Raw genomic sequence first — 12,528 nt, 5'->3', positions numbered from 1 at the left:
TTGGCCGGGACCGGGTCCCGGGCCGGGCGCGGAGCGTCCGACCGGCGGAGCCGGGGTTCCTGCCGGATCGACGGAGCTTGCGTAGTCGATCTGGGAGGTCCGGATGGTCGCCCCTGGGCGACCTTGAGCCGACCGCCTCACCAGCCGGCGGAGACCCGGACGTCGCAGGGAGACTCGGCCAGGTAGACCGTCGTCGGCTCGCCCGGATTCAGTTCGATCCCGTTCTGGCCGGGCAGCAATGTGCCGATGTCAAGGGTCCGGCCGTCCACCGCGCGCAGGGTGAGGTCGCAGGACTCCTCCGCCGTGAGCTCCTTGATGGACTTGATGATGACGGGCCCCTGGGCTTCGAACGCCAGGGTGTCGCCCTCATAGGCCCGCTGGGCGAACGGCAGGGCCACCTCGCCGGAGCCGGCGGTCCCCGTCACGACGCAGGCGTCGTCGTTGACGTCCCAGTGGAAGTCGCCGGTCTGGGCCACCTGGAAGGTCTTGCGGCCCCACATGTCGGGGATCCGCAGGGTCTCGCCGCTGACGAGCTCGGTGATGTCGACCGTGCAGCCGACGTCGCCGCCGTTTTCCCTCTGATCGTCGATCGTGAGCCGCCAGGGCTCGGTCGCCGAGAACATCACCTCTCCGGGATCGGAGTCCTCCGACCCGCCTCCGCCGTTCAGCAGGAGGCCGACGGCCGTCCCCGCGGCGGCGAGCAGGACGACCGCGCCGACCGCGAGCCCGATCACGAGCCGGCGATGACGCCGCCGGGCCGGCGCAGGCGGCTCGGCCCGCCCGCCGGCGACGGTCGCCGACCAGGGCGGCGTCCGCGCGACGCCCCCCGCCGCGGGGAGTCCCGTCGGGGTAGACGGCGGGGTGTCGCCCGGCCGGCTCTCGAGGATCCTGGTCGCCGGGGCGGAGACGCCGTCGGGCACCGTACCGACCAGGGCCGTGTACAGATCCGCGGCCGTCGGCCGGTCCGCGGGATCGCGAGCCATCGTGGCCGCCACGAGGTCGCGCAGCTCGGGCGCGATCAGCTCGCGGTCGATGCTGGGCTCGCCCGTCACCACCCGGTGCAGCACCACCTCCACCGACCCGGAGCCGAACGGCGCGGTCCCGCTCGCGGCGTAGCACAGCAGCGCGCCCCAGGCGAAGATGTCCGCCGCGCCGGTCGCCTCCTGGCCGGAGACCTGCTCCGGCGAGTGCCAGCCTGGCGTGCCCACGAACTGCCCGCTCGAGGTCAGGTTGGCCGCGTCGGCCGCGGCCGCGATCCCGAAGTCGATGACCTTGGGCCCGTGCGGCGTCCACAGCACGTTGGACGGCTTGAGGTCTCGGTGCACCAGGCCGGCGGAGTGGATCGACAGCAGCGCCTCGGCGAGCCCGGCCGCGAGGACCAGCTGCTCGTCAGCGGCGAGCTTGCCGTGCGCGCGCACGTGGTCCGACAGGCTCGGCGCGTCGACGAACTCGGTCGCGAGCCACGGCCGGGCCGCGTCGAGCTCGAAGTCGACGAGCCGGGCGGTGCGGGTGCCACCCACCCGGAAGCAGGCCTGGACCTCGCGCTGGAAGCGGCGGCGGAAGTCCGGGTCGTCGGCCAGCTCCTCCCGGATGAGTTTGACCGCGACCCGCCCGAAAGGGCCATCGGCGAGGTAGACGACTCCCATGCCGCCGCCGCCAAGCCGGCCCAGGACGCGGTGGCGCCCGAGCGACGTCGGATCAGAAGGCCGTGGCTCCTGGAGGCGCACACCTGTGTCGGTCATCGGAGGTGTCCCCCAGTCGTTCGCTCCCCGAGTACGCGCGGGTGGAGATGTCGCGTGGGCCTGAATATGCCATCGTCCTGGCTCGTCGCGTCCACCGGTCGGGCAGCCGACGCCAAAGCGTTCCCCGCTTGGGCGTGCCTGATGGCTCTTGGTCGATGCGAGCGGCTGCCTGGACCCCGCCCGCGCGGCCGAAGAGCCGTCAGAGACGCCCTGGTGCCGGAGGGCCGGCGCTGAAGAACAACGCGACGGTCAGCGCCCCCGGGTCCAGCACGCCGCGGGCCACGTCGCCGACGTAGGCGGCGCGGCCGCGGCGGGCGCGCAGCGACTCGGTCGCCAGGGCACCGGCGCGGGCGGCGTCGGCCGCGCGGGCGAGACCGTCCGGGAGGTCGAGGCCGGCGTCGACGGCGGCGGCGAGCGCGTCGGTGGCGGGTGCCATCGCGTCCACCATCGTCTTGTCGCCCGGGCGGGCCTTGCCGAGGCGCTGGACCGTGGCGGTGCCGTCCGCGACGCCGGCGGCGAGCGCGCCCAGGGTCATGACCGGCGCGTCCGTGGCGCGGCCGATGCCGCGAAACCACATGCCGAACAGTGGGCCGCTGGTGCCGCCGGTGTTCAGGAAGCCATGCGAGACGCCGAGGAACAGCTCACCGGGGGTCCGCGGCGGCTCCTCGTCGAGCCGCCGGCGGCAGCGGCGCAGCGCGGAGAGGATGTTGTTGCCGAAGTCGCCGTCGCCGGCGCGGCGGTCGAGGTCGCCGAGCGCGGCCGCCTCCGCCTCGAAACGCCGGTGGAAGGCGTCGAACCACGCGCTCGCGCCGGCGAGGTCCAGCCCGTGGACATCCGCCCCGTCGCTGCCCGTCGCGTCGACGCCCGTCGTGTCCGGCCCGTCCGCCGCGTCCGCGTCGGTGGGAGCCCCGTCGACCTCTTCGATCACCTGGTGGGCGCCTTCATCCGTCCCGAACGCCGTGTCGACCATCCCGACCACCTCACCGCCGCGCGAACGAGCTACCAGGGCTACCAGATACCAGCCGAGCAGTTACCAGCCGAGCCGGCTACCAGCTCAGCGCGATCGTGCGGACCGGGGCGTCCCAGAGCGCGAGGAGCTCGTCGTCGGCTCTGGTCAGCGTCACCGAGCAGCCGGCCATGTCCAGGGAGGTCACATAGGGGCCGACCAGGGCCCGCTCGATCGTGATGCCGGCGGCCTCGAGGATCAGGGTGACCCGGCGGTGGACGACCGCGAGCTCCAGGCCCGTGGTCGCGCCGAGGCCGTTGGTGATGGCGATGACCCGGTCACCGCGGCCGATCGAGAGGTCCGCGACCAGGGGGCGGACCAGTTGGTCGGCGAGCTCGTCGGCGGTGGCGAACGCGCGCCGGCCGACGCCGCGCTCGCCGTGGATGCCGACGCCGAACTCCACCTCGTCGGACGGCAGGTCGAACGACGGGTAGGCCCGCCCCGGGTGGGCGCCCGCGGCGAGCGCCACGGCCATCGACCGCGAGGTGGTCGCGACCCGCCGGCCGAGCGCGGCCACCCGGTCCAGGTCCGCGCCGGCCGCCGCGGCGGCGCCAACGATCTTCTCGACGATGACCGTCGCGGCCGTGCCCCGCCGGCCCGGCCCGTCGCCGGTGGTCGACGTGGTGGCGAGGTCGTCGTCGACCAGCACCTGACGGACCTCGATGCCGTCGTCCGAGGCGACCTCGGCGGCGATCGCGAAGTTCAGCACGTCGCCGGTGTAGTTCTTCACGACGTGCACCACCCCGGCGTCGCGCGCCGCCGCCTGCGTGGCGGCCAGGATCTGGCCGGCGGTCGGGCTCGCGAACACCGCGCCCGGGACGGCCGCGTCGAGCATCCCCTCGCCGACCATTCCGACGTGCAGCGGCTCGTGCCCGGAGCCGCCGCCGGAGACGACCGCGACCCGCCCCGCCGGCGCCGGCTCGGCCCGGATGACGAAGCTGGGCTCCCGGTTCCACCTGATCAGCCGCGGGTAGGCGCCCTCGAGTCCTTCCAACGCCTCCGCGACGATGTCGCCCGGTTCATTGACGAACTGCCGCCGCTGCGCCCCCACGAGCAGCTGTCCCGCGATGGAATCCTGGGCGGTCATCGTCGACTGCACTCCGGCGCTCTCGTAGGTCGACGCGCGCGGCTGGGCACCGTGCGCGGCAAGGGCTGGACGGGAAGCGTACTCCGGGTGTACACCCCACCCACCCGCGAGATCAAGAACCACGCCGGCCAATCCCCGGCGTGGCCACCGGGCGGCCACCATCCCCCAGCGGCGGCGTGCCGAACGCGGCCACCGCCCAGGTCACCGCTGGCGGGAGCGGGTCGCGAAGCCGCGCGCACGCCGGCCCGAAGGGGCCGGCGGACGCATGACCTGGCGCTCACGAAGGATTCGGTCGCCCCCCGGGCGGCGTCGACGCGGGAATCCGGGCGAGGTCAGGGATCACGGTTTCCAGGAGGACCACGGGTCTCCAGGAGGCGTCAAAGACCGTAGGTCTCCAGGAGACGGAGCCAGACCTCGCTGACGGTGGGGAACGGTGGGACGGCGTGCCAGAGGACGTCCAGGGGGATCTCGGCCACGACGGCGATCGTGGCCGAGTGGAGGAGCTCCTGGACGTCCTGGCCGGTGAAGGTGGCGCCGACGATGACGCGGCGCTCCTCGTCGACGACCAGGTGGGAGGTGCCGACCAGGCCGACGCCGCGGACGGAGGAGCCGGCGACGCCGCTGGTCGGCACCGAGACCGCCCGCACGCGCAGGCCGGCGTCGCGGGCCGCCGCCTCCGTCAGGCCGACGGCGGCGACCTGCGGGTCGGTGAACGTCACCCGGGGGATGGCGCCCGCGCCCGCGACCTCGACCGGCTCGGCGCCGGTCCCGGCGTCGCGGCGGCCGGCGACGATGTCGGCGACCAGCCGGCCCTGGTACTTGCCCATGTGGGTGAGCAGCGCCCGCCCGTTCACGTCGCCGATGGCGAACAGCCAGTCGTCCTGGCCGGATTCCTCGGTCCCGGCGCCCGCGCCGGCCTTGGTAGCCGTCCGTACGCCCACGGCGCGCAGGTGGTCGTCGACCTCGACCGGCCGGCCGGGCGTGAGCCCCACCGTCTCCAGCCCCAGGTCGTCGGTCGCGGGATGCCGGCCGACGGCGACGAGGATCTCGTCGGCCTCGATCTCGTCGCCGTCGTCGAGCGTGACGACGACCGGGCCGCGGTGCTCGTCGGTCGCCGCCGCCTGGCGACGCGCGGCGGTGACCTTCCGGCCGGCGCGGACGGTGATCCCCTCGGCCTCGAACGCCTTGGCGACCTCCTCGCCGGCGAACGGCTCCTCATGGGCGAGCAGCCGGGACTGGCCCTCGACGATCGTCACCTCGGCCACGCCGAGCCGGCGGAACCCCTGAGCGAGCTCCGTGCCGACGGCGCCGCCGCCCAGCACCACCATCCGGCGCGGAACAGTCGTGGCTCCGGTCGCCGACCGGTTGTCCCACGGCTCCACCTCGGCCAGGCCAGGAATCGGGGGCCTGACCGCGCTCGTCCCCGTCGCCAGCACCACCGCCCTGCGCGCGGCCAGCCGCCGGGGCTTCCCGTCGCTCTCGGCCGGGACCACGGTCTTCGTCGTGTCGACGTCGACGAGCCGCCGCCCGGCCAGCCGGCCGCGGCCGCGGATGATGGTCACCCCCCGGTCGCGCAGCCAGGGCACCTGGCCCTCGTCGGAGAAGCCGCCGACGATCTCGTCCCGGCGCGCGAACGCCGCGGCCGTGTCGAGCTCACCCGTGACCGCGCCGGCCGCGCCGGGCACCCGGCGCGCCGCCGCGATCACGTCGCCCGGGCGCAGCAGGGTCTTGCTGGGCATGCACCCCCAGAAGGAGCACTCGCCGCCGACCCGCTCGTGCTCGACGACCGCGACGGACAGCCCCGCCTCGGCCATCCGGCCGGCGGCGACCTCACCCGCCGGCCCCGCCCCGATCACGACGACGTCGAACGTCTCCGTGGCACCGTCGGTCTCCGTAGTGCCGTCCGTGCCGCTCATACCGCGTCACCTGCCCGTGTCGCGCCGCTCGCCGCCGAACCGTGCTCGGGCGGGCCGTCAGCGTTGGCTCGTCCTGCCTCGTGCTCCTGACGCTCCCCGGACCGGCCGCCCGGAAACAGCGCCCTGGTCTGGAAAGCCAGGTCGGTCATGGGGCCAGGTTGGTCATGAGGCCAGGTCGGTCATTGTGCCCGAGGGGCGGTCGCCGGACGCGCGGGCGATGGAGCTGACGACGGCGCGCCGCGCGGCGCGCAGGCCGGCCGCCGCGCTGGCGGCGGGGGACGTGCCGGTCGGGCCGGCGGGGATCCTGACCGCGTCCGCCGCCGGGTCCGGCGCTGCCGGGTCCGGCGCGGCGCGGGGGGTCGCGCGGACGGAGGGCAGGCCGCGGGCGTCGGGCGCGGCGAGGCGCTCGGCGTCGGCGGTGGCGTCGTCCTGGGCCGCCTGGGAGGCGCGCTCGGCCGTGACCCGGGACTCGTAGAGCGCGATCTCGGCGCTCACCCGCGCCTCGTCCCACCCGAGCACCGGGGCGATCAGCTCGGCGACCGGGCGGGCCGCGGCCAGCCCCCGGTCCGCCGCCTCGAAGGAGATCCGCGTGCGCCTGGTCAGCACGTCCTCCAGGCGCAGCGCGCCCTCGTGCGAGGCCGCGTACAGCGCCTCCACCGCCAGATACGCCTCGGCCCCGGGCAGCGGCGCGGCCAGCCGCGGGTCGGCGACGACCAGGTCGACGAGCTCCTCGGCGAGGGTCCCGTACCGGCGCAGCAGGTGCTCGACCTGGGCGACGCGCAGGCCGGCGCGCTCGGCGAGCCGCTCGCGCCCGTTCCACACCGCCTGGTAGCCGTCGGCCCCGAGCAGCGGGATCTTCTCCGTGCACGACGGCGGCGCCGCCCTCGCCAGCCCGGCCACGGCCGCGTCGACCGCGTCCGCGGCCATCACCCGGTAGGTCGTGTACTTCCCGCCGGCGATGGTCGTGAGCCCTGGCGCCGCGGCGACGACGGCGTGCTCGCGGGACAGCTGCGCGGTGTCGTCGGACTCGCCGGACAGCAGCGGGCGCAGGCCCGCGTAGACGCCGACGACGTCGTCATGGGTGAGCGGGTCGCGCAGCACCCGGTTCACCTGGTCGAGCAGGTAGTCGATGTCGGCGCGGGTCGCGGACGGGTGAGCGAGGTCGAAGTTCCAGTCGGTGTCGGTGGTGCCGATGATCCAGTGGTCGTCCCAGGGAATGACGAACAGCACGCTGCGCTCGGTGCGCAGGATCAGCCCGGTGGTGCCCCGCAGCCGGTCGCGCGGGACGACCAGGTGCACGCCCTTGGACGCCCGCACCGAGACCGGGCCGCGATGGCCGAGCAGGGTGTGCAGGTCGTCGGTCCACACGCCGGTCGCGCTGATCGTCTGCCGAGCGCTGACCTCGATGTCCCGCCCGGGGGCCTGGGCCTCGCCCGCCTCCAGGTCGCGCACGACGGCGCCGGTCACCCGGCCTTCCTCCCGCAGCAGCCCGACGGCCTTCGCCGACGTGACGACCACCGCGCCGTACCGGGCGGCGGTGCGGGCGACGAACATGGTGTGCCTGGCGTCGTCGACCTGCCCGTCCCAGTACTGGATCGCGCCGACCAGCGCGTCGGAGCGCAGCGAGGGGAACTCGCGCAGCGCCGCCTTGCGGGTCAGGTGCCGGTGCATGGGCAGACCGCCCGAGCGGGGCGCCACCGGCGAGGCCGAGCGGGCCGGCCGCGGAGCCACCGAGCCAGGGCCGATCCGGGACAGGCCCTGGCCGAGCGTGTCGTAGAGCAGCACCCCGCCGCCGATGTAGGCGCGCTCCCAGCCGTGATGGGTCAGCGGCAGCAGGAACTGGACCGGGCGGACCAGGTGCGGGGCGAGGGTGTCGAGCAGCAGGGTCCGCTCCCGCAGCGCCTCCCGGACCAGCGCGCCGTTGAGCTGTTCCAGGTAGCGCAGGCCGCCGTGGATCAGCTTGCTGGACCGGCTGGAGGTGCCGGCGGCCAGGTCGCTGGCCTCGACGAGGGCGACCGACAGCCCGCGGGCCGCCGCGTCCAGCGCCGTGCCGGCCCCGGTGACTCCGCCGCCGATGACGAGGACGTCGAAGGTCTCCTCGCGCAGCCTTCGCAGCGCCGCCGCGCGCCCGGCCGGGTCGAGCCGGCCGTGGCCGCCGGCGGCGGCCGTGGCCGCGGCGACGTCGGAGAGGGGAACGGTGCCGGCCGAACGGGCCGATCCGGTCATCGGGTCTACCTCCTGGCTCCTGCGACCGGGGAGCGAGCCGGGTGGGCCGCTCGACACCATCGTGCCGGGCGGCACCGACAGCCGCCGCGTCGGCGTCCGCCGCTCTGGTGTCCGTTGCCCGGCGGTGGCCATCCGGCGCGGGATAGTTCGACGATGTCGGGCCGCGATCCGGCACACTGTCAGACGAGCGTTTCGGTTGCCTAACTCAACCAAATTTCTTGACGTCCGGGCGAGGGTCGCGACGACGGCGAAGCCTCGCGTGCCCGGAGCCCATCTCAGGCACCACCCATCTCAGGCACCAGGGGAGCAGGGATGACGGAACGGCCCGCCGAGGCCGGGCGCGATGATCTGGCCGCGGCCATCTACAGCGAGCTCACGCGGCTGGTCCGGCGGATCCGGGGAGAGGCGAGCGAGCTGCATCCCGGGCTGTCGCTGGCGGCGTACACGCTGCTGCTCTACCTCTCGGAGGTGGGCGAGGCCCGAGCCGCGGACCTGGTCGCCTTCTTCCGGCTGAACAAGTCGACGGTGAGCCGGCAGCTGGCCGAGCTGGTCACGGCGGGCCTGGTGGACCGCGAGCCCAACCGGGCCGACAGCCGGGTCCAGATCGTCCGGGTCAGCGCCTTCGGCCAGGCCACGCTCGACGACGTCGACAAGACGCTGCGCGCCAGGATGCGGGCCCGCCTCGACAGCTGGCCCGAGGAGGACATGGCCGCCTTCGGCCGGCTGCTGGCCCGCTACAACGAGCTGCCGGACCCGCAGCTGCCCCGCCCGGACGGAGCCGCGGCCCGCGGGGGAGCCGGGCGGCCGGCCGCCGGACCGTCGCTTACGGCCTGACCCACCGTCATGTTACTAACGAGTCAACGTTACCGACGAGTCGGGGAGCGAGCACCATGGACCTGACGTTCACCCCGCAGGAGGAGAAGTTCCGCTCCGAGCTGCGTGGCTGGCTTGACGCGAACATCCCGGAAACCTGGAAGGACCTGCGCTTCTGGCGGGGCATCTCGGACGACGAGGGCTTCGAGCTGCGCCGCGACTGGGAGCGGCGCAAGTACGAAGCCGGGTTCGCCGGCATCGCCTGGCCGACCGAATACGGCGGCCGCGGCGGCACCCCCGGGATGAAGGCGATCTACGACGAGGAGATGGCGCTTGCCCGCGCCCCCCAGTCGGCCAACGGGCTCGGGCTGACCTTCCTCGCCCCGACCGTGATGGCGATCGGCACCGATCAGCAAAAGCGGGACATCATCGGCCCGATGCTCAGGAACGACGTCATCTGGTGCCAGGGATTCTCCGAGCCGGGCGCCGGTTCGGACCTCGCCGCGCTGCGCACGTCCGGCGTCCTCGACGGCGACGAGTACGTCGTCAACGGGCAGAAGATCTGGACGACGAACGCCATGCACGGCGACAAGCTGTTCACGCTGGTGCGCACCGAGCCGGGCAGTCAGGCACATCGGGGCATCTCGATGCTGCTCATCGACATGCACCAGCCAGGTGTTGAGACCCGTCCTCTCAGGCAGATCAGCGGGGCCAGCGAGTTCGGCGAGGTGTTCTTCACCGACGCCCGCGTCAAGGCGTCCGACTGCCTCGGCGGCATCGGCAACGGCTGGAAGACCGCGATGCTGCTGCTGTCGTTCGAGCGCGGCGCCTCCGGCATCTCCCAGTACACCAACTACCGGCGTGGCTACGACGAGATCGCCGCCGCCGCCCGGAAGCTGGGCCGGGACACCGACCCGACCCTGCGCCGCGAGCTCGCCAGCCGCCTGGTCGAGCTGGAATGCCTCCGCTACCACGCGATGCACGTGCTCACCCAGGTCGAGCAGGGCCGCGACCTGGGCTCGGAGTCGTCGATCACCAAGCTGCAGTGGTCGGAGGCCTACCAGAAGCTCTTCGAGACGTTCGACCACCTGCTCGGCCTCGACGGCGTCGTCGCCGCCCCGGTGGACGGTCTCGACCTCGCGTCCCTGCAGTTCGAGGCGTTCTGGACCAGATCGGTCACGATCTGGGGCGGTTCGTCGCAGGTGCAGCGCAACATCGTCGCCGAGCGGGTGCTCGGCCTGCCGCGATAGGAAAAACGGAGCACCGGCCGGGGGAGCCGTCCAAACGCCTTCCTCCGGCGCCTCCGTAGGCCGCCAAGGAGACCTGGTGTACTTCGCGTTAACCGATGAGCAGCGGGCCCTCGCCGAGACCGTCCGCGACTATCTGGCCGACCGGTTCGACCTGACCGCCGTGCGCGCGGTCTTCGAGGACGCCGCCGGCGACGGCCACCCGGCCGAGCTGTGGAAGGCGTTCGGCGAGCAGGGCTGGCTCGCCGCGCTCGTGCCCGAGGACAACGACGGCCTGGGCCTCGGCCTCGTCGACGCACAGGTGCTCGCCCGCGCGTTCGGCGCGGGCGCCGTGCCCGGGCCGTGGCTGCCCACCGTGCTCGCCGGCGAGGCCGTCCGGCTCGCCGGCTCGGCCGCGCAGCGGGCGGCGGTGCTCGGCCCGCTCGCGGCCGGCGAACTGGTCGCCACCGTCGCGCTGCGCGCCCCGGGTGGCGCCTTCGACGCGTCCGGCGTGGGCGTCACCGCCGGCGCCGACGCAAGGCTGACGGGGACCGCGTCCCCGGTGGAGTACCCGGCGGCGGCGCGGGTCGTCGTCGTCGCGGCCACCGAACCCGACGGCGGTGTCGGCCTCTACCTCGTCGAACCGACGGGGCCAGGGGTCACCGTCACGGCGCACGAGTCCTACGACGGCACCACCCGGCTCGGCGCGCTCACCCTCGCCGGCGCCGCGGCCGAGCGGCTGCCCGGCTCGTCGGCCGCCGTGCTCGCCGACCTGAACCGGCGGGGGGCGGTGCTCGCGGCCGCGGACCTGGTCGGGATCGCCAGGTCCACGCTGACCCGGACCGTCGAGTACGACAAGACCCGGGTGCAGTTCGGCCGGGCGGTCGGCTCGTTCCAGGCGATCAAGCACGCGCTCGCCGACCTGCACGTCGCCGTCCTGATGGCCGAGCACGCGGCGCTCTACGCGGCGCATGCCGTGGACCTCGCCCTACCGGACGCCGAGCTCGCCGTCGCGGTGGCCAAGGCCAAGGCGGGCGACGCGGCGGAGCGGGCGACCGGCGCGATGATCCAGTACCACGGCGGGATCGGCTACACCTGGGAGCACGAGGCGCACTTCTTCTACAAGCGCGCCAAGCGCCTGCTGGGCTCGTTCGGGGACGTCGGCCAGCATCTGGACCGGATCGCGGCGCCCGGCGCGGTCCTGGCGACGGCGGCCGTCCGTCAGGCGCAGCGCGCCCAGCGGGTCCAGACCAGCCGGGGCGGGACGAGACTGTCGGCGCCGCCGTAGGTGTGGCTCCACTCGCCGAGGACGTTGGTGAGCGCGGGCCGCAGGGCGAGGACCAGCGGGGTGCCAGGCGGGACGCTAGCCACGCCCGTCGGGGTCGGCATCCCGGCGGCCCAGCGCTGGTAGAGATCGGTGATGTCCGCGGTGAGTTCCGCGCCGCCGGCGGCCGGAGCCGGATCGTCGTGGGAGCTCCATTCGACGTCGCCGCGCGGGCGGTTCGTGACCAGGTCGAGCCGCGGCACCGTGGCCGGGATCGTGCCGCTCGCCAGGCCCGTGAGCGCCGACGGGTAGGCGACGAGCGGGTACGGGCCCTCCTCGCCGAGCTCGCCCTGGCTCGCCAGCGGGGTGAGCCGCAGCTCGACCCGGCGCACGCAGCGGGCGGGCGCCGGCAGCAGCGGGAAGACGATCTCGGAGGTGAGCAGCCGGTCGTCGCCGCGGCGTGGCAGGTGCCGGTGATGGCGGCCGACGGTGAGCTCGCCCGGCGCGGCGGTCACCTGGGCGCGCCGGCCGCTGCCCGGAGCGTAGGCGGTCAGCAGGTAGGTCCTGGTCGCGGCGATCGGAGTGCCGGCCAGCTCGGTGACCGGCGGGCGCGGGGCGGCGGCCGCCGTCACCGCCGGGGTGGCCGCCGCCGGCTGGGACGGCCGCAGCGCCGCCGGTCCGCCGCCGATGCCCAGCACGACCGAGCCGAGGCCCAGCAGCACCACCGCGCCGCCGGCCGTCGCCAGGAAGATCCGTCCGCCCCGGCCGGGCGCGCGCACGGTCAGGCCGAGGCGGGTCCGCGCGAAGGCATCGGCCGATTCGGCCAGCCGGCGCGCGCGTCCCGCGCCACGACCAGCCCAGTCCCCGACCCGCCGACCCGGCTTCCAGACCTCCCGGACCGGCTTCGCCGACCCGCCTGGCACCCTGGATCCGCCGGGAACCCTGGATCCGGCGGGAATCCTGGATCTGGCGGGCACCTTGAATCCGGCGGGCACCCTGGATCCGCCGGGCGCGCTGGAGCCGGCGGAAACCCCTGCTCCAGCGGGAACCCGCCCGCCGATCGGGGAGGGACCCCGGCGCGTGAGCCGGATGAGGCGGACCGGCCTTCCCTCCGATGGCCGGGCCCCGGCCCTGCCGGGGCCAGCAAGTCGGCCGGGCAACCTACGCGGCAACCGGCCACGGTTTCGGCCGGCCATCCGCCCCAGGCCGCGGATCCGGCCGCGGCCGGATCCGCGGCCTGGGGCGGAT

10 protein-coding genes are annotated in these 12,528 nt (G+C 74.8%); 3 read left to right on the top strand and 7 right to left on the bottom strand.

Annotated elements, in window-relative coordinates; translation table 11 throughout:
- Positions 1-137 precede the first annotated feature (137 nt).
- The 6 genes from I6A81_RS25925 to I6A81_RS25900 form a co-directional block, all read right to left on the bottom strand.
- Positions 138-1,742: a serine/threonine-protein kinase gene (locus tag I6A81_RS25925; RefSeq protein ID WP_203006214.1), complete on the bottom strand. Its 1,605-nt coding sequence runs from the start codon at positions 1,740-1,742 to the stop codon at positions 138-140.
- Between the two features lie 199 nt (positions 1,743-1,941).
- Positions 1,942-2,712 (bottom strand): DAK2 domain-containing protein, encoded by a 771-nt coding sequence (locus I6A81_RS25920; protein ID WP_203006213.1) that lies wholly within the window; start codon positions 2,710-2,712, stop codon positions 1,942-1,944.
- Positions 2,713-2,788: 76 nt separating this feature from the next.
- A complete protein-coding gene (locus tag I6A81_RS25915) occupies positions 2,789-3,835 on the bottom strand; it encodes a dihydroxyacetone kinase subunit DhaK (RefSeq protein WP_203006219.1) in 1,047 nt (348 codons plus the stop codon).
- Positions 3,836-4,212: 377 nt separating this feature from the next.
- Positions 4,213-5,751 carry a dihydrolipoyl dehydrogenase family protein gene (locus I6A81_RS25910; RefSeq protein WP_203006212.1) on the bottom strand — a complete coding sequence of 513 codons (1,539 nt, stop codon included), beginning with the start codon at positions 5,749-5,751 and terminating at the stop codon, positions 4,213-4,215.
- Positions 5,748-5,900, bottom strand: coding sequence for a hypothetical protein (locus I6A81_RS25905; protein WP_203006211.1), 153 nt, complete (start codon positions 5,898-5,900; stop codon positions 5,748-5,750). Before I6A81_RS25905 ends, I6A81_RS25910 begins: the two co-directional genes overlap by 4 nt.
- 13 nt (positions 5,901-5,913) lie before the next feature.
- The gene (locus I6A81_RS25900; protein ID WP_203006210.1) at positions 5,914-7,977 is read right to left on the bottom strand and encodes a glycerol-3-phosphate dehydrogenase/oxidase; all 2,064 of its coding nucleotides are present in this window, start codon (positions 7,975-7,977) and stop codon (positions 5,914-5,916) included.
- A 312-nt stretch (positions 7,978-8,289) separates the two neighbouring features.
- On the opposite strand from I6A81_RS25900, the gene I6A81_RS25895 reads away from it, so the two are divergent.
- From I6A81_RS25895 to I6A81_RS25885, 3 genes are all read left to right on the top strand, one after another.
- Entirely contained in the window at positions 8,290-8,811 is a 522-nt protein-coding gene (locus I6A81_RS25895; protein WP_203006209.1) for a MarR family winged helix-turn-helix transcriptional regulator, read from the top strand.
- Positions 8,812-8,867: 56 nt separating this feature from the next.
- Positions 8,868-10,040 (top strand): acyl-CoA dehydrogenase family protein, encoded by a 1,173-nt coding sequence (locus I6A81_RS25890; protein ID WP_203006208.1) that lies wholly within the window; start codon positions 8,868-8,870, stop codon positions 10,038-10,040.
- Between the two features lie 76 nt (positions 10,041-10,116).
- Positions 10,117-11,304, top strand: a complete 1,188-nt coding sequence (locus tag I6A81_RS25885; RefSeq protein WP_203010335.1) for an acyl-CoA dehydrogenase family protein — start codon at positions 10,117-10,119, stop codon at positions 11,302-11,304.
- Here the strand turns inward: I6A81_RS25885 and I6A81_RS25880 are convergent.
- A complete protein-coding gene (locus I6A81_RS25880; RefSeq protein ID WP_203006206.1) occupies positions 11,238-12,203 on the bottom strand; it encodes a hypothetical protein in 966 nt (321 codons plus the stop codon). The genes I6A81_RS25885 and I6A81_RS25880 overlap by 67 nt on opposite strands.
- Between the last annotated feature and the right edge of the window lie 325 nt (positions 12,204-12,528).

Origin of the sequence: Frankia nepalensis, from assembly GCF_016786325.1 — a bacterium.
In the GTDB taxonomy this organism is placed as follows: Bacteria; Actinomycetota; Actinomycetes; order Frankiales; family Frankiaceae; genus Pseudofrankia; species Pseudofrankia nepalensis.
Note: the sequence above shows the minus strand (reverse complement) of the source record. Positions and strands in the feature narration are given on the sequence as shown.